This is a genomic window from Nonomuraea sp. NPDC049625, from assembly GCF_040675285.1.
Lineage (GTDB): Bacteria > Actinomycetota > Actinomycetes > Streptosporangiales > Streptosporangiaceae > Nonomuraea > Nonomuraea angiospora_A.
Window position 1 is genome coordinate 104270 of record NZ_JBFAOQ010000007.1, and the last position, 16392, is coordinate 120661.

Below are 16392 nucleotides of genomic sequence, written 5' to 3' on the forward strand. Positions count from 1 at the left end.
CGAACAAATCAAGCCGCAGGGGAGGCGAGATGCGTTCATCCATCCCTCTGGGCCGCATCGGGGGCGTGCGGGTGGGGCTCAACGTCAGCGTGCTGGTGATCGTCGCGATCCTGGTGTTCGGGCTGGGCTTCGGACGGTTCCCCGCGGTCTTCCCCGGCTACCCGCGGGCCGCGTACGTGCTGGCCGGGCTGGCGGCGGCGGTGCTGTTCATGGCCTCGCTGCTCGCGCACGAGCTGGCGCACGCGATCATGGCCCGGCACGAGGGCGTCGAGGTGTCGCGGATCACGCTCTGGCTGCTGGGCGGGGTCGCGGAGCTGCGCGGTGAGCCCCGGTCGCCGGGTGCGGATCTGAAGATCGCCGTGGTGGGGCCCGCGACGAGCCTGCTGGCCGGCGTGGTGTTCGGGGCGATCGCCCTGCTCATCTCTGGCCTGGTCTCCGGGGCGGCGCTGCTGGGCGGCATGTTCGCTTACCTGGCCGGGGTGAACGTGCTCCTCGCCATCTTCAACCTGGTCCCGGCCGCCCCGCTGGACGGCGGGCGGGTGCTGCGGGCGATCCTGTGGGCGCGGTGGCACGACCGGGCGCGGGCGGCGATCGCCGCGGCCCGGGCCGGGCGCTGGTTCGGATATGTGCTCATCGCGATCGGCTTCTTGCAGGTGGTCACCGGGCGTAGCTTCGACGGGCTGTGGCTGGCGCTGATCGGCCTCTTCCTGGTGAACGCCGCCAGCGCCGAGGAGCAGCAGACCCGGCTCGGCACCGCGCTGCACGGGGTCCGCGTCGCGGACGCGATGTCGGGGCACCCCGTGGTCGCCTCGCCGGACGAGACCGTGTCCGGCCTCATCGACCGGGTCGTGATGCGGCACCGGCTGTCCACGTACCCGCTGGTCGCCCCGGACGGGACCTTCGCCGGCCTGGTGACGCTCAACCGGATCCGCCGGGTCGAGCCGGAGCGCCGGGGCACGACCCGGCTCGCCGACATCGCCTGCCCGCCGGAGGAGGTGCCGCGGGCCCGGCCCGACGAGCCGCTGACCGACCTGCTGGCCAGGATGGAGGGGAGCGCCGACGGGCGCGCGGTCGTGCTCGACCCGGCCGGGCGGCTGATCGGCCTGCTGACCCCCACCGACATCAGCCGGACCATCCAGATGGCGGACCTGCGCGCCACGCTGTCGGGGCCGCGCGGCGCCGATCTCGCCCCGCCGTACCACGGCCACCACCGCGACGCCGCGTAGGCCTTAGGGAAGCCGTAAGGAATCCTTAAACGCTGTCCGCCAGGCTGAAGCCACAGAAGGACGGCAGGGCCCGCAAGGCCCTCACGGCGAGATGGAGTGGCGACAATGGCGAGCAAGCTGGTGGTTTCGACCTTCCTGTCCCTCGACGGCATCATGCAGGGCCCCGGCGGACCCGGCGAGGACGACTCCAACGACTTCCCGCACGGCGGCTGGCTGCCGCCGTACGTGGACGAGGGGTTCGGCCGCATCATGGGCGAGCAGCTCGATCGGGCGGACGGCATGCTCCTGGGCCGCCGGTCGTACGACATCCTTTCGTCGTACTGGCCGGACGTGCCCGACGAGGAGGGTGGCGCCAAGATCAACGGCATGCCGAAGTACGTCACCACGAGGACGCCGATGACCGCCGAATGGCGTAACACGCGGGTCCTGGTGGGTGAGGCGGCCGAGACGGTGGCCGAGCTCAAGAAGAGCACCGACGGCGAGATCCTCGTCCAGGGCAGCAGCGACCTTCTCCGCACGCTGCAGCGGGCCGAGCTGATCGACGAGTACCGCCTGCTGGTCTTCCCCGTCATCCTCGGCGAGGGCAAGCGGCTCTTCGCCGAGGGGACCGCTCCGGCCGGGCTGAAGCTCACCGGATCGACCGCCACCGACGCCGGCGTCGTGTACGTCACGTACGAGTGGGCCGGCAAGCCCTCCTACGGCGCAGTCGCATAGTGCGGCTTTGACGCATTTTGATATGTTCCTGATGGGTGTGCCGGGAAGTCTGGTCGGCGATCGTGCCGTCGTTCCCGGAGGTCGCCCCTCATGCTCATCGAGTCGCCATGACCGCCACCGCCTGGGTGGCGGTGGCCGCCTTCCTCTTCGCGTACACGCTGATCGCCACCGAGAAGGTGCACCGGGTCGCGGCGGCGCTCGGCGGGGCGGGGGTCATGCTGCTGATCCACGCCACCGACGGGAGCGCGGCGTTCTTCGACGAGCACACCGGGATCGACTGGAACGTGATCTTCCTGCTGCTCGGCATGATGGTCATCGTCGGTGTCCTGAAACAGACCGGGATATTCGAATATTTGGCGATCTGGTCGGCCAAGCGGGCTCGCGGGCAGCCGTTCCGGCTCATGGCGCTGCTGATCGTGATCACCGCCTCCGCCTCCGCGCTGCTGGACAACGTCACCACCGTGCTGCTGATCGCCCCCGTGACGTTCCTGGTGTGCGAGCGGCTGGCGCTGCCGGTGGCGCCGTACCTGATCGCCGAGGCCATGGCGTCCAACATCGGCGGCGCGTCCACGCTGGTCGGCGACCCGCCGAACATCATCATCGGCAGCCGCGGCGGCCTGACGTTCAACGACTTCCTCGCGCACATGGCGCCGCTGATCGTCGTGCTGGTGGTGGTGTTCGTCGGGCTGTGCCGGTGGTTGTTCAGGGCGTCGTTCAGCTACGACCCCGAGCGGGTCGCGGAGATCATGTCGCTGAACGAGCGGGAGGCCATCGCCGACCGCAAGCTCCTGTGGCAGTCACTCGCCGTGCTGGCCCTGGTGCTGGCCGCGTTCGTGCTGCATCCCGTGCTGCACTACGCGCCGTCGGTCGTGGCGCTGCTGGGCGCGGGGGTGCTGGTGGCGGCCACCAGGGTGACGACCGAGGAGGCCATCCGCGAGGTCGAGTGGCCGACACTGGTGTTCTTCGCGGGGCTGTTCGTCATGGTGGGGGCGCTGGTGGAGACCGGGGTGATCGGCCAGATCTCGAAGGCCGCCTCCGAGGCCACCGGCGGGCGGCTCGGCCTGACCACGATGCTGCTGCTGTGGGTCTCGGCCGGGCTGTCCGCCGTCGTGGACAACATCCCGTACGTCGCCACCATGAGCCCCATCGTGGCCGACCTCGTCCAGGCCAACGGGGGCAACGGACCCGCCCAGGTGCTGTGGTGGGCGCTGGCCATCGGGGCCGACCTGGGCGGGAACGCCACGGCCGTCGGGGCGGCGGCCAACGTCGTCGTCATCGGCATCGCCGCCCGTAACGGCACCCCGATCAGCTTCTGGCAGTTCACCAAGTACGGGCTGGTCGTCACGCTCGTGACCGTCGCGCTGTCGGTGCCGTACCTGTGGCTGCGCTACCTCATCTGAGCGGCAGCACGTCCACGCCTTGCTCGTCGTCGCCGCGCGGCCCGAAGATGCGGCGCTCGCTCTCCTCGATGCGCACGTCGTTGATGCTCGCCTCCCTGCGCCGCATCAGCCCCGACTCGTCGAACTCCCACTGCTCGTTGCCGTAGCTGCGCCACCACTGCCCGGAGGCGTCGCGGCACTCGTACTGGAACCGGACCGCGATGCGGTCGCCCAGCACGCCCCACAGCTCCTTGCGCAGGGAGTAGTCCAGCTCCCGTTCCCATTTGCGGCGCAGGAAGTCCCTGATCGCGTCGCGGCCGGTCACGAACTCGTCGCGGTTGCGCCACACCGAGTCCTCCGTGTACGCGAGCGCGACGCGGTCGGGGTCGCAGGTGTTCCAGGCGTCCTCGGCGGCCTGCACTTTGACGCGCGCGGTCTCCTCGGTGAACGGCGGGACAGGCGGACGTGACATGGTCGTCTCCTCAGTATCGATCACGTGGTTCCACCGGTGCCTTCCCACCGGGGAGACGACGCAAGCTCACAGCGGGAGCAGCTTGTCGAGCGTGATCGGCAGGTCGGTGACGCGTTTGCCGGTGGCGTGGCGCACGGCGTTGGCCACGGCCGCGCCCACGCCCGTGATGCCGACCTCGCCCACCCCGATCAGCCCGAGCGGCATCGTCGGGTCCGGCTCGTCCAGGCAGTGCACGTCGATGCGCGGGACGTCGGCGTGCACGGGCACGTGGTACTCGGCCAGGCTCGCGTTGACGATCCGCCCGGTGCGCGGATCGACCAGCGTCTCCTCCGACAGCGCCAGGCCGATACCCATCACGATGCCCCCGCGCAGCTGGCTGGCCACCGTCTTCTCGTTGATCACGGTGCCGACGTCGAACACGCCCGTCCAGCGCGAGACCCGTACCTCGCCGGTGTCGCGATCCACCCGCACCTCGCAGAAGTGCGCCCCGGACGCGGCCTTCACCCACCGGCTGCGGTCGCGCACGGTCTTCGCCATGAACCTCAGCATGCCGCCCCCGGCCGCGGCCTCCAGGTGGTCGCGGCCCGCACGGGTCAGGATCGCCGCGTACGTCTCGCCCCTGGACCCCTGGTAGAGCCCGCCGTCGCGGGCCTGCGGATCGCGCACGCCGCGCAACGGGGAGTCCGGCGACTTGCGCGCCAGGTCGAGCGCGGAACGCCGCAGCTTGCGGCAGGCCTCCAGCACGCTGGCCGCCGCGCTCGCCGTCTGCCCGGAACCGCCCGCCATCGGGCCCGCGGGGAGCTCGGAGTCGCCGATCTCGACGCGTACCGACTCCAGCGGCACCCCCAGCTCGTCCGCGGCGATCTGCGCCTGCACGGTCGCCGCGCCCACGCCGATCTCGTGCAGGCCGCACCGCACCACGACCCCGCCGTCCGCGCCCAGCCGTACGGTGACGCTCGCCGGGAGCTGGAACGCCGGGTGGTACGCCGACGCCACCCCCATGCCGACCAGCCACCGCCCGTCGCGCATCGAGCCGGGCCGCGGATCGCGCTCACGCCACCCGAACCGCTCCGCCCCCACCTCGTACGCCTCGCGCAACATCCGGTGCGCGAACCGTTTGCCGTCCATCGGGTTACGCGCCGGCTCGTTCAGCATCCGCAGCTCGATCGGATCCATGCCCAGCTCGCAGGCCAGCTCGTCCACGGCCGATTCCAGGGCATAGGTGCCGATGGACTCGCCCGGGGCCCGCATGAACGTGTTGGAGATCAGGTCGAGCTGGACGAGGCTCTGGCGCAGGCGGATGTTCGGGGAGTCGTACAGGTGCCGGGAGGCCGAGGTGATCTGCTCGCCGCCGCCGCCGACCCGGCCCGTCCTGGCGACGCTGGTGTGGATCAGCGCGGTCAGCTTCCCGCCGGAGTCCGCGCCCAGCGCGACCCGCTGAGTGCTCGGGGTCCGGCCGCCGACCGTGTGGTAGACGCCCGCCCGGGTGAGCGCCAGCCGTACCGGGCGCTTGGTGGCCCGGGCGGCCAGCACGGCGAGCAGCGTGCCCGCCCACACCGAGCCCTTGCCGCCGAACCCGCCGCCCACGTAAGGGGACAGCACGTGGATGTTCCGCTCGGGAACGCCGAACCGCTGCGCGAGATGGCTGCGCAGCCACGTGATGCTCTGTGTGCTCTCGTGCAGGGTCAGGCGGTCGCCGTCCCACACGGCGGTCGTCGCGTGCGGCTCGATCGCGTTGTGGTTGTGCGGCGGCGTGGTGAAGCGCAGATCCACCGAGACCGCCGCGGCCGCCAGCGCCGCCTCCGCGTCCCCCTTGTCCGCCGCCGCCGGCATCAGCGCGTTGCCCTTCTGCGGGGTGGCGTTCGGCTCCTCGGCCGCGAAGTCCACCACGGCGGGCAGCTCCTCGTACGTGATCCGCACCAGGCCCGCCGCGTGCCGCGCGGCCTCGGGCGACTCGGCCACCACGACCGCCACGGGCTGGCCGTTCCAGTGCACCTCGTCCGTGGCCAGGTAGTTGACCGACGTCCCGATGACCATCGTGCTGAGGTTCAGCAGGCTCCGGGAGGGCGGGGGCTTCATCGCGGGGGCGTTCTCGTGGGTGAGGACCTCGATCACGCCCTTCGCCGCGCGGGCCGCGTCCGCGTCGACGGCGGTGATGCGGCCGCGGGCGATCGTGGAGTGCACGAGGGCGGCGTGGGCGAGGTCCGGATAGTCGTGCTCCGCCGCGAAACGGGCCCGGCCGGTGGTCTTGTCCCGGCCGTCGAGCCGGTCGACGGGGCGGCCGACGTACTTGATGCTCATGCCGGCTCCCTCAGCGTCTCGATGCTCATGCCGGCTCCCTCAGCGTCTCGATGCTCATGCCGGCCCCCTCAACGTCTTGATGCTCATGCCAGCTCCCTCAGCGTCGCCACGATCGTGGCCCTGGCCAGGTCCACCTTGAACGCGTTGCCCGGCTGGACCGTCGCGGGCGCCAGCTCGGCGTCGGCCGCGCGGCCGAACGCCTCCTCGGTCGCCGGGCCGCCGACCAGGACGTGCTCCGCCTCGAAGGCCCGCCACGGCTTGGTCGCGACGCCGCCCAGCGCCAGGCGGGCCGCCGTCACGGTCCCGTCGCGCACCTCCAGCGCCGCCGCCACCGAGACCAGGGCGAACGCGTACGACGCCCGGTCCCGCACCTTGCGGTAACGGGAGTTGGCCGCGACCGGCGCGGGCGGCAGTTCGACCGCCGTGATCAGCTCGTCTTCGGCCAGCGCGTTCTCGACCTGCGGCGTGTCGCCCGGCAGCAGGTGGAAGTCGGCCAGGGAGATCCGCCGCGTGCCGCGCACGCTCCGCACCTCGACCGTGGCGTCCAGAGCGGCCAGCGCCACGCACATGTCGGACGGATGCGTGGCGATGCAGCTCTCGCTCACGCCCAGGACCGCGTGCCCGCGGGTGAACCCGCCGAGCGCGTCGCAGCCGCTGCCCGGCTCGCGCTTGTTGCAGGCGTGCGCCTGGTCGTAGAAGTAGTTGCAGCGGGTACGTTGCAGCAGGTTGCCGCCGACGGTGGCCATGTTGCGCAGCTGGGGGGAGGCGCCGGCGAGCACGGCCTGCGACAGGACCGGGTAGCGGGCGCGGACGCGGCGGTCGGCGGCGAGCGCGCTGTTGCGTACCAGCGCGCCGATCCGCAGGCCGCCGCCGGGCAGCTCGTCCACCTCGTCGAGCGGCAGGCCGGTGAGGTCGACCAGCGTTTCGGGATGTTCGATGCCCTCGCGCATGAGGTCGACCAGATTCGTCCCTCCGCCCAGGAACTTGACGGCGGGGCCGGCCGCTTGCAGGGCCTCGTCGATGTCGAGCGGCTTCACGTACGTGAACGGCTTCATGGCGCCTCCTGCGCGGCGACGTCCTTGATGGCGTCGAGGATGCCGTTGTAGGCGCCGCACCGGCACAGATTCCCGCTCATGCGCTCCCTGATCTCGTCATCGGTCAGCTCGATGCGCTCTGTCGTGGGGGTGACGGCACTGGGCATGCCGGCGGCGTGCTCGGTCAGCATGGCGACCGCCGAGCAGATCTGGCCCGAGGTGCAGTAACCGCACTGGAACCCGTCATGGCGCACGAACGCCTCCTGCATCGGGTGCGTGCCGTCCTCGCCCTTCGCGATCCCCTCGATCGTGGTGATCTCTTTGTCCGCGTACTGCACGGCCAGGGCCAGGCAGGCGTTGATCCGCACCCCGTCCGCGAGAACCGTGCACGCGCCGCACGCACCCTGGTCGCAGCCCTTCTTCGGGCCGGTCAGCCCGAGGTGGTCGCGCAGCGCGTCGAGCAGGCTGACCCACGGCTCGATGTCGAGGGTCCGGGTGACGCCGTTCACCCGCATTCGTAGCTCTGTCACACGTTTCTCCCCTCCGTAGGATGCCGACGCTAACAGAACGGTGTTTCCTTAACAAGAGAACGTCGTCCTCTAAAGTCTGGTCACCTATGCTGGAGCGCGACATGAAGCGGGGATTCGTCCGGGCCAGGCGGCCGGAGCACAAGCAGCAGCGGCGCGAGGAGATCCTCGCGGCCGCCCGCGACCTCGCCATGGCCTCGGGGGTTCGGAACGTCAGCCTGGGGGCGGTCGCGGAGGCCGTCGGGCTGGCGAAGTCCAACATCATGCGCTATTTCGGGACTCGCGAGGAGATCTACCTCATCCTGGCCGCCGACGAGTGGCACCAGTGGGCGGCGGCCGTAACCGCCCGCCTCGATGCCGCGCCGATCGATGCCGCGGCGACCGTCACCACCGGTCTCGGAGCGTCGCCGGACCATGCCGCGGCGACCGTCACCACCCGCTTTGAAGCGTCGCCGGACGATGCCGCGGCGGCCGTCACCACCCGCCTCGAAGCGTCATCGGACTATGTCGTGGCGGCCCTCGCGGAAACGCTCGCGGACCGTCCGCTCCTGTGCGACATCCTCAGCCAGACCGCGACGACCCTGGAACACAACGTCTCCATCGAGGCGGCCCGCACGTTCAAACGCGCCATCCTGGCCGTCATCGCCGACCTGGGCTCACAGGTCGCCCGGACCACGGGCTTGACGGCCGGCGAAGGGACGGAACTGGTCTCGGTCGCCACCGCCTTCGCCGGGATCCTCTATCCCATCGCGCACCCCTCGCCCACGTTGGCCGAGCTGTACGCCCAGGACCCCGTCATTGCCGCGACCTGCCCTGACTTCCTCCCCACCCTCACCCGCGCCCTCAAGGCCCTCGCCGCAGGGCTGCCCACGCTCAGAGAGGACTGAGCCCGCGGATGGTGACGGTCGGCGTCGATCTCGCCGCGGAGGCGGTGCGAACCGCGGTGGCCTGGCTCGACTGGTCGACCGGACGCGCGCGGCTCGTCAGGGTGGTCGCCGGGGCGGACGACGCCCTGATCGTCGAGGCGGTCATGTCCGCGGACAAGGCGGGGATCGACTGCCCGCTCGGCTGGCCCGACCTGTTCGTCGACTTCGTCACCGCCCACCGCACCGGTCACGTCCAGGTGCCGCCGGACCTGGCAGGCCGGGCCTGGCGCCGCGACCTGGCGCTACGGGTCACCGACCAGGTCGTACACCAGCAGACCGGCCTGACCCCGCTGAGCGTGTCGGCCGACCGCATCGCGCACGCCACCATGCGCTGCGCCGCCCTCCTGGCCGAGCTCGCCCGCCGAGACCACCCGGTCGACCGCCGCGGCACCGGCGCCGTCGTGGAGGTCTATCCCGCAGCCTGCCTGAAGCAGTGGAGCCTGCCCCACCGCGGCTACAAGCGCACCGCGAACCTCACCGCGCTGGGCCACCTAGTGGACCGGCTCCAGGAGGCGGCGCCATGGCTGGACCTAGGCGACCACGAGCCCCTCTGCCGGGCCTCGGACCACGTCACCGACGCCGTCGTGTCGTCCCTCGCCGCCCGCGCCGCCGCCCTCGGCCTGGTCACCGTACCGACGGGGGAGCAGGCGAGCGCGGCGACCACCGAGGGCTGGATCGCCCTGCCCACCACACCCCTGGACCGCCTCGTCGCAGACGGGTGAGGAACGCCTCACGCCCGGCGGTGACCATGTTGAAGTAACGACGGCAGAGGTTCGTCTCCCGAGCGCGTACCTCGGTTCTTTGCTTGAGCGCCCGCGACTACCACGAATCAGTCTCGTCCGTGGGCACCGTCCGCTTCGGGAGCAGTGGGTCGTAGGTCGTTCCAGTGGTAGGCGCAGTTTTCTGGGGGAGAGCCCTCGAAGGTGTGAAGAGGGTCGACTTCCAGGTCACACAGCTGCTGATCTTGTGAGAGTGCGTGGTGGGCCAGGGCCTTGTTCATCGCGCTCGTCACGTCGGCGGCCTCCACGACCCAGGTGTAAGGCGCCTCGCCGTCGAACCGTTCCGTGCCGGCGATGGTCACAGTGAAGGTCTTCATGTCCTCTGGCTCCTTGTGTCCCTCGGTGTCCGACAGCGTGTGGGAGCGAGGTCAGCTTGGCGGTATGACAGACGCTTGGCAGAGGTGAGGTGACGTGGCGCCCCCTCGGGCACCAACACGACCAGGGGCGCGCCCAGGCTCCCCTGATTGCCGCGATCGGACCGCCTGGCCCTCGACTCATCGCCATGCTCCCAGCGACACGGGAGCGACTGAGCCCGCACCGGCTCGCACTGCCCGGTTTTGGCGCCGTGGGAGGCCGTTACTGTCTGGCCGCCAGGTAGACGGCATGGCATGATCGGCCGGTGGCGTATATCAGGACATTTGGCGAGATCCCAGGCCACCCCGAGGGTGCCACGTACCAAACCCGTGACGAGGTACGCGTCGCTGGCCTACATGCGCATAACCAAGCTGGTATCTCGGGAACAGCCCGCGATGGTGCCGATGCGATCGTGCTCAACGGGGGATACCCGGATGATCGCGATGAGGGCGATGTGATCATCTATACCGGCCAAGGCGGCCAGAACCAGCGCAAGGAGCAGATAGCCGATCAGCGCTATGAAAAAGGCAACGCCGCGCTCGTCCGGAGCCAACTCGAAGGTTTCCCTGTCCGAGTCATCCGAGGGTACGAGGAAGACTCGGAGCACGCACCTGCCGAAGGATACCGATACGACGGCTTGTACCGGGTGGTACGGCACTGGTTCAAGAGGCGTGCCGATGGGTTCCGCGTGCTTCAGTTTCGGATGATAAAAATCGGTAGCATGTACGATATTCAAGAGGTTGATGACCTCGAGTCGGAGGATCAAGCTCAGGCGCTACCGCCGGCGACCGCTGGCCCACCGAGTCGGATCGAGTCGATCGTCAACCGCTTGGCTCGCAAAGCGAGAGTCGTACAAAACATCAAAACCTGGTACCAGAACTGCTGCCAAATCTGCCGCGAAACCGTACATCTCCCTGCTGGGCCGGCCAGCGAAGTGGCTCACATTCAAGGCTTGGGGATACCACATAATGGCCCAGACCACGAGTCAAACGCCCTCTGTCTGTGCCCTAATGATCATCTTCGGTTCGACAATGGCGCTCTCTATCTGACCGATGATCTTAAGATCGTCAATGCAATGACAGGCGCAATCATCGGCCCGCTGCATATCCATGAGCGTCATGCGATCGGCATCGAGTACGTCCGCCAGCACCGTAGCTATTGGTCACAGGAGTTGTAGAGGGATCCATTAGGTCCTTGGGCGAAATGAATTTACTCGGATCGTTGTCCGCGTGAGACCGAGGACCTCCAAAAGGCGTTTGGCATCGGAGACGAGATGGCTGGTCTTCGTGACATACGCTCGCGCGATCCATCCCGAACGGTTCGCCAGCGGAGCGGGCCGGCTGCGAGACGGGTCGGGTCGTATTCCAGGGGCCGCAGATGCACTGTCCACCCGCCTGCCGGGTCTGGGCATGGCGGAAATCGTTTTGTGATTGGGTTCGGGACGGCTCCGGCCGGTTGTTCGCCGCTCCCTGTTACTCGCCCGTTTCACCTGCGGAAACAGGATGGAACTCTCTCATGGGATGGTTCGCTTATCGGCAAACCTCTCTTGGCCGAGGACTGACACCGTCACGCCCGTAGAACGGTGACCTGTCGCCCCGCCGGGGTGCGGTCCTGGTCGAACCGGACGCGGTCCTCCATCGGTGATGCTTCAGGCCGGCGATCGAAGATCACCAGATAACCGGTGTCGAGATCAAGCCGGTCCAGATAGCGGTCGAGCTGTGCGAGCCCTTCGTCCGTCGGATCCCGCTGACCGGGCCGCCACACCTTGAGTTCCATGGCCTCCCGCTGCACCTGCCCCTCGCCGTACGGCCAGCGCAGGTAGACGTCCAGCCGACCGGTGCCGGCCGCGTACTCCCGGTCGAGGAAGCCGCCGCCGTTGACGATCCGGTGCAGGTAGGCCATGAGGATGATCTGGCATGCGGCCTCGTGGTAGGCGGCCCCCCGGACCAGGGTCTCGCCGTGCTGCTTCCAGAAGGCGGTGAACTCACGCAGCAGCTTGAGCACGTCCAGACGGCCGTCGGGGAAGACGAAAGACCGCGAATCGGCCTGGATGACGGCTTCCACAGCGCTACCCAGCACGCGCAGGATGACCTCGCGGTAAATGGGGTTGGCGATGTTGAGCGAGGAGCCTTGGGCTACCAAGCCGAGGTCACGTACATAAGAGAAGTCGTCCTCGAAGATTTCGTCGACGCGGACCAGCATGCCTGCGAGCACCGGTTCGAGCACTCGCTTGACCCGGGGTTCGTGCAGCTTGGCGACGAGAGAGTCCAGGTGGGTGGCGCGGGCGCGAATGAGTTGCTCTTTGGCCTGCTCCATGTGCCCAGCAGTGATCGGCTCCGCTGGAGGAACCCGCATTTTGCGGGTGACCTGATAAGCCAGTGCGTTGATCAGCCACGGTTGTCCGCGGGTGAATTCGAAGGCCGCGGTGAGGGCTTCCTTGGTGAACTCCTGCCCGGTGTGGGCGGTGTGCTGGCCGTACAGCTCCCTGATGTCCTCCGGGGTGAAGTCGGACAGGCGGAACGACTCGACCGCGATGTTGAAGGGGCTGATCGCGCCGAGCCGGGTGGGGTCGCCGCCTGAGGCGATCTTGTAGTCCCGCACGTCCCTCAGCCCGCACAACACCACGGAGTTGGGGAACGGAATGCCTTCGGGGCGACTGTTGTGGCCGTTGCGTAGTTGCCGAAGGACCGACATCAGGGTCCTCCCGCTCAGCGAGTCGATCTCGTCGATGAGCAACACGAGCGGGAGCTCGCACTGGGCTGCCCATGCCCGGAGGGCGGCGCCCAGCCGTGCACCCGGGGCTGCTTCGGGCCAGGGGTCAGGTGCCGAGTCGGTCTTCGACCGGAACTCATCCAGCAGGATCAACTCCGCGGCCTCGTAGTCGTCTCCCGCCACGGAGGCCGCCTCGCAGGAGATCGTCACCGCCACGGCAGCGCCTTCTTCGGTGAGCTCACGCTGCAGGGAATGCAGCACGGTCGTCTTGCCCGACTGGCGCGGAGCGTGGATCACGAAGTAGCGATCCAGGTCGATCAACTCGCGCGCCTCCGGCAGTCGGGGCTGCGACGGCAGCACGTAGTGGAGCCGGGGGTCGCAGGGTCCGGTGGTGTTGAAGTACCTGGGCCTGGTCACCGTCACAGTGTGCCATCGAACGGTGACAGATTCGGCCGGTTTGGCTTGCGCGCCAGATCTCACGCTGCCCGCCCCATTGCCCGCCCTCATGCGCCGTGCCGGACCATGACGCCGCGTTGACGGCGGTGGGCGATGCTGCTCCGAGCGCATCAGTGTCTGGGGGCGGACCCAGGGACAGTTGTCCCGCAGGAGAAGCACGTCTTCGCTGACATTTGGTGTCAGTGATGATGCGGAGACTGTGTGCATGCCCGTTCAGATCCCCCATCGCACGACCATGCGGCTGCTGATCGCCGCGGCCTTCACCACCGCGCTCGGCAACAACGTCCAGCTCATCACCGGGGCGCTGCTGCTGGCCCGGGAGCAGCAGACCATGATGGCCGTGGGCTGGTTGTTCATCGCCGTCGCGCTGCCGCAGGCCGTCCTGTCTCCGTACCTGGGACGACTCGCGGACCGCCTGGATCGCCGCCTCCTGTGGATCGCCTGTGACACGGTGAGCGCGATCGTGGCCCTCGGCCTGCCGCTGTGGCTGGCCGCGGGTGGTGCGGCCGAGGCCGGCATCTATGCCGCGAACTTCGCGCTCGCCCTGGTCAGCGCGATCTTCGTGCCGGCTAGCGCGGCGCTGATCAAGGAGCGGGTCCCCGGCGGCACTGTCCTGCGCCGGTTCAACGGCCGCTACGAGATGGCCACCCAGGCCGGGATGCTGCTGTCCGCCACCGTCGGAGGGCTCGCCGTCCAGATCTTCGGCGCCGTTCCCCTGCTCGTCTTCAACGCGGCCACGTTCGCCGTTTCCGCTCTTTGCGTGACCGCCATCGGCCGTACCCGGGTCGTGGGCGGGCCCGCCGACGAGCCGGTGGAGGCCGCGGGCCCGGATCGGCCGCCGCTTCCAATGGGCAGCCTGATCCTTCTGTACGCGCAGGGCAGTGTCGTGGTCACCGTCTTCAACGCCCTCCTGCCGATGTATGTCCTGGTCGAGCTCAATCGTGGCGCGGGGACCTTCGGGGCCATCGACGCCCTGGGCAGCCTCGGCTTCCTCGCCGCCGCCGCCGGATACCGGCTGTTCGCCCAGCGGTACTCCGATCTGCGCATCGCCGTGGCGGGCTTCTTCGCGTGCAGCCTGCTCATCGTCACTCAGGGGCAACTGGGCGTCGCCGGACTGGCCGTGCTGGTCCCCATGGGCGCGTTCGTCTTCGGCCAGGCGAGGATCTCCTCGCGGAATCTGCTGATGGCCCGGGCCGGTCGTACGGACACAGGCCGGGTCTTCGGTCTCGCCAACGGCGGCGGGCTCGCCGCGACCATCGTCGTCATGCTGCTCGTGGCCACCGTCACTGATCACACCAGCGCGGGGGCCGGTTTCGCCACCCTCGGGGCTTTCGCGCTCCTGTCGACGATCTGGGCGCTGGTGCTCCAGCGACGTGCTGCCAGGGGTACGCGATCCGGACTCCCGAGCGCCAGGAAATCACTCCGAAACGGAGCTGTGCTATGACCATCCGGACGAACGTACGTGGATGGAGGACCGCACGTGGACGACCCGCTCGGTAATTTCGCGAACATCGACGCCGAGGCGTTCCTGCGGGATTCCGAGAAACGGGTGGCCGACTTCGCCGCGGCGCAGGAAGGGGTCGCGGCGGCGGTCGGGCGGGCGGCGGCCGCCGACGGTCTCATCGCGGTCGAGTGCACCGCGCAGGGCGGGGTGAGCCGGCTGGACATCGATCCGAGGGCGAAGCGGATGAGCGTGCACGAGATGTCCGCGGCGATCCTCGCGGCCATCCGCGACGCCGACGCCGACCTCCAGCGCCAGTTGTCCGCGATCATGGCGGGCGCGTTCGGCGGAGGACTGGACCGCGCCCTGGGCGACCCGGACACCGCCCGGGCGAAGGTCGCGGAGGCGCAGCAGGCCTTCGACCGGATGATGGGTGACGCGATGGGTGAGCTGGATCGGATGCGGAGGAAGCTCGGCTACTGAGCGTCCTGGCCGGCCTCAGGCTTCCTGGGAGCGCCCCGCCGCGTACTGCGGCTTGAGGCCGTCCGTGAGGGTGCGCTCGGTCATCCAGGCGGCCCCGTACTTCAGGGCCAGGCCGAGCACGGTCCTGAGGGTGAAGTTGCGCAGCTCGATGACCCGCTTCTCGGCGGTCATCGCCTGCGACAGCGCCTCCCACGCGTAGTACACCCTTCCCGGACCGGCGAGCAGGGCCTTGGCCAGGGTGACCATGGCCAGGCTCGCGATGCCCACGTGGAGGTAGATGTACAGCGTCCAGAGGTTGGCCAGCACCCTGAGCATCCACGAGAGGCTGTGGGCGGAGTCGGCCGCGGTGTCGGACTCCATGGCGTAGCCGGCGACTCTCTGCCCGTAGAGCTCCCGCTCCGGCGCCTGCCAGCTGGCCTGGGACACGCTGTCGTGCTGGTCCCGCGCCGTCGCGCCCGCCGCGTACACACCGTCTCCGAAGGCGCTCCAGCCGTCCGCGGCCCTGTGCATCACCTGCGGGTCGGACGGGACCGACAGCCCGTACGAGACCACCACCCGCTCGAACACGGGAAAGATCACGGCGGCGAACGCGTACATGCCGAGCGTGGAGTACTGCATCCGCTTGAGGTCGCCGCCCTCGTCACCCGGCTGGAACGGGTCGGGGGTCCCGCCGGGGACGGGGATCTTAAAGCCGCCGGACATTGGCCTCGTTCCTGTTCTCCACGGTCTGGATGTTGCCGGCGACCGTGTGCAGCCGGTCCCGATGGTCGTGCAGAGCTTCGATCGTGTTGAGGACCGTGCTCTCCGCGTAACCGACGATCTTGTCGTGTTCGCTGGTCAGGGGCCATCCGAGCACTCCCATGGCCCACGGTCCCATGCGCATGTTCGAGGGGAAGTCGCTGACCTCGGCCAGGTGCGACACGGGGGAGGTGCCCGCGACGTCGTCGACGAGAGCGTCGCCCAGCGCTCTGATCGCTGACAGCCGGTGGATACGTGATGCGTCGTCTTGGCTCAAAATTACTCCAAGTACGTGATCCATTACTTGGCTGGACATACTAGCCGGAACCTGGCTGGTGCTGTCCGGGCCTGGCCGGTGCGTGGACCGATTTCGGACGAGTCCGTCCGGGCCTCTGTTGGACACCTGACCGGGGTGGCTTTCCTGAGCCTGACGCCCCGCCGCGCAGCGATCCAGGGCGGTCGACCAACCAGAACAGGAGCCCGAACCATGCCAGTCCACATCAAGAAGCCGTCCCCGGTCGCCCTGCTGACCGTCCTCGCGGCCGTCAGCGCCACGCTGCTCACCGCGACCCCGGCGACCGCCGGCGTCCCCGAGCGCAGCCACCTGGCATCTGCCTGCGGCCTGTACCGGGACGGCGACGCGGCCATGTACAAGAACTGCACCGGCGCCGGCGAGAACATCTTCGTGACCTACCTGCTGGGCGGGAACACCTATTTCTGCGTGGCACCGGGAGAGTCGAAGTACGTCGGCAGGTGGAGCAACGTGTTCAGGGTGTACAACCGGGGCGGCTGCTGACCCCTCAAATGAGCATGGGGCCACGGGACGGCCGGCCCGTGGCCCCGTGTGGTG

General features: G+C 69.2%; 17 protein-coding genes. 9 read left to right on the forward strand and 8 right to left on the reverse strand.

Features of this window, described 5'->3' with window-relative positions:
* The first annotated feature begins 29 nt into the window (after nucleotides 1-29).
* The 3 genes from AB0J87_RS29530 (at nucleotide 30) to AB0J87_RS29540 (ending at nucleotide 3340) form a co-directional block, all read left to right on the forward strand.
* Nucleotides 30-1226: a site-2 protease family protein gene (locus tag AB0J87_RS29530; protein WP_363970291.1), complete on the forward strand. Its 1197-nt coding sequence runs from the start codon at nucleotides 30-32 to the stop codon at nucleotides 1224-1226.
* Between the two features lie 105 nt (nucleotides 1227-1331).
* Complete coding sequence (locus tag AB0J87_RS29535) at nucleotides 1332-1940, forward strand: dihydrofolate reductase family protein (protein ID WP_355209686.1); 609 nt, start codon at nucleotides 1332-1334, stop codon at nucleotides 1938-1940.
* A 107-nt stretch (nucleotides 1941-2047) separates the two neighbouring features.
* Nucleotides 2048-3340 (forward strand): ArsB/NhaD family transporter, encoded by a 1293-nt coding sequence (locus tag AB0J87_RS29540; protein ID WP_363970293.1) that lies wholly within the window; start codon nucleotides 2048-2050, stop codon nucleotides 3338-3340.
* Here the strand turns inward: AB0J87_RS29540 and AB0J87_RS29545 are convergent.
* From AB0J87_RS29545 to AB0J87_RS29560, 4 genes are all read right to left on the reverse strand, one after another.
* Nucleotides 3333-3791 (reverse strand): nuclear transport factor 2 family protein, encoded by a 459-nt coding sequence (locus AB0J87_RS29545; protein ID WP_363970295.1) that lies wholly within the window; start codon nucleotides 3789-3791, stop codon nucleotides 3333-3335. The genes AB0J87_RS29540 and AB0J87_RS29545 overlap by 8 nt on opposite strands.
* A gap of 66 nt (nucleotides 3792-3857) precedes the next feature.
* Nucleotides 3858-6092 carry a xanthine dehydrogenase family protein molybdopterin-binding subunit gene (locus tag AB0J87_RS29550; protein ID WP_363970297.1) on the reverse strand — a complete coding sequence of 745 codons (2235 nt, stop codon included), beginning with the start codon at nucleotides 6090-6092 and terminating at the stop codon, nucleotides 3858-3860.
* 83 nt (nucleotides 6093-6175) lie between these two features.
* A complete protein-coding gene (locus tag AB0J87_RS29555; protein WP_363970299.1) occupies nucleotides 6176-7147 on the reverse strand; it encodes a xanthine dehydrogenase family protein subunit M in 972 nt (323 codons plus the stop codon).
* Nucleotides 7144-7641, reverse strand: coding sequence for a 2Fe-2S iron-sulfur cluster-binding protein (locus AB0J87_RS29560; RefSeq protein WP_355209710.1), 498 nt, complete (start codon nucleotides 7639-7641; stop codon nucleotides 7144-7146). The genes AB0J87_RS29555 and AB0J87_RS29560 overlap by 4 nt, the downstream gene beginning before the upstream one ends.
* Nucleotides 7642-7757: 116 nt before the next feature.
* On the opposite strand from AB0J87_RS29560, the gene AB0J87_RS29565 reads away from it, so the two are divergent.
* Nucleotides 7758-8540, forward strand: coding sequence for a TetR family transcriptional regulator (locus tag AB0J87_RS29565; protein ID WP_363970301.1), 783 nt, complete (start codon nucleotides 7758-7760; stop codon nucleotides 8538-8540).
* Between the two features lie 8 nt (nucleotides 8541-8548).
* Entirely contained in the window at nucleotides 8549-9301 is a 753-nt protein-coding gene (locus AB0J87_RS29570) for a DUF429 domain-containing protein (protein ID WP_363970303.1), read from the forward strand.
* A gap of 107 nt (nucleotides 9302-9408) precedes the next feature.
* Here AB0J87_RS29570 and AB0J87_RS29575 read toward each other — a convergent pair whose 3' ends face one another.
* Nucleotides 9409-9675 carry a hypothetical protein gene (locus tag AB0J87_RS29575; RefSeq protein WP_363970305.1) on the reverse strand — a complete coding sequence of 89 codons (267 nt, stop codon included), beginning with the start codon at nucleotides 9673-9675 and terminating at the stop codon, nucleotides 9409-9411.
* Between the two features lie 302 nt (nucleotides 9676-9977).
* Here AB0J87_RS29575 and AB0J87_RS29580 point away from each other — a divergent pair, with 302 nt between their 5' ends.
* Nucleotides 9978-10889 carry a YDG/SRA domain-containing protein gene (locus AB0J87_RS29580; protein ID WP_363970307.1) on the forward strand — a complete coding sequence of 304 codons (912 nt, stop codon included), beginning with the start codon at nucleotides 9978-9980 and terminating at the stop codon, nucleotides 10887-10889.
* A gap of 389 nt (nucleotides 10890-11278) precedes the next feature.
* On the opposite strand, the gene AB0J87_RS29585 is transcribed toward AB0J87_RS29580, so the two are convergent.
* Nucleotides 11279-13087 (reverse strand): ATP-binding protein, encoded by a 1809-nt coding sequence (locus AB0J87_RS29585; RefSeq protein WP_363970309.1) that lies wholly within the window; start codon nucleotides 13085-13087, stop codon nucleotides 11279-11281.
* On the opposite strand from AB0J87_RS29585, the gene AB0J87_RS29590 reads away from it, so the two are divergent.
* Both AB0J87_RS29590 and AB0J87_RS29595 read left to right on the forward strand, forming a co-directional pair.
* The gene (locus AB0J87_RS29590) at nucleotides 13086-14324 is read left to right on the forward strand and encodes an MFS transporter (RefSeq protein WP_363970311.1); all 1239 of its coding nucleotides are present in this window, start codon (nucleotides 13086-13088) and stop codon (nucleotides 14322-14324) included. The genes AB0J87_RS29585 and AB0J87_RS29590 overlap by 2 nt on opposite strands.
* Nucleotides 14325-14360: 36 nt before the next feature.
* Nucleotides 14361-14804 (forward strand): YbaB/EbfC family nucleoid-associated protein, encoded by a 444-nt coding sequence (locus AB0J87_RS29595; RefSeq protein ID WP_363970313.1) that lies wholly within the window; start codon nucleotides 14361-14363, stop codon nucleotides 14802-14804.
* A 15-nt stretch (nucleotides 14805-14819) separates the two neighbouring features.
* On the opposite strand, the gene AB0J87_RS29600 is transcribed toward AB0J87_RS29595, so the two are convergent.
* Nucleotides 14820-15506 (reverse strand): hypothetical protein, encoded by a 687-nt coding sequence (locus tag AB0J87_RS29600; RefSeq protein ID WP_363970315.1) that lies wholly within the window; start codon nucleotides 15504-15506, stop codon nucleotides 14820-14822.
* On the reverse strand, nucleotides 15490-15819 hold the full coding sequence (locus tag AB0J87_RS29605) for a hypothetical protein (RefSeq protein WP_350726177.1): 330 nt from the start codon (nucleotides 15817-15819) through the stop codon (nucleotides 15490-15492). Before AB0J87_RS29605 ends, AB0J87_RS29600 begins: the two co-directional genes overlap by 17 nt.
* A gap of 210 nt (nucleotides 15820-16029) precedes the next feature.
* On the opposite strand from AB0J87_RS29605, the gene AB0J87_RS29610 reads away from it, so the two are divergent.
* A complete protein-coding gene (locus AB0J87_RS29610) occupies nucleotides 16030-16338 on the forward strand; it encodes a DUF6355 family natural product biosynthesis protein (RefSeq protein WP_363970317.1) in 309 nt (102 codons plus the stop codon).
* The last annotated feature ends 54 nt before the right edge of the window (nucleotides 16339-16392 follow it).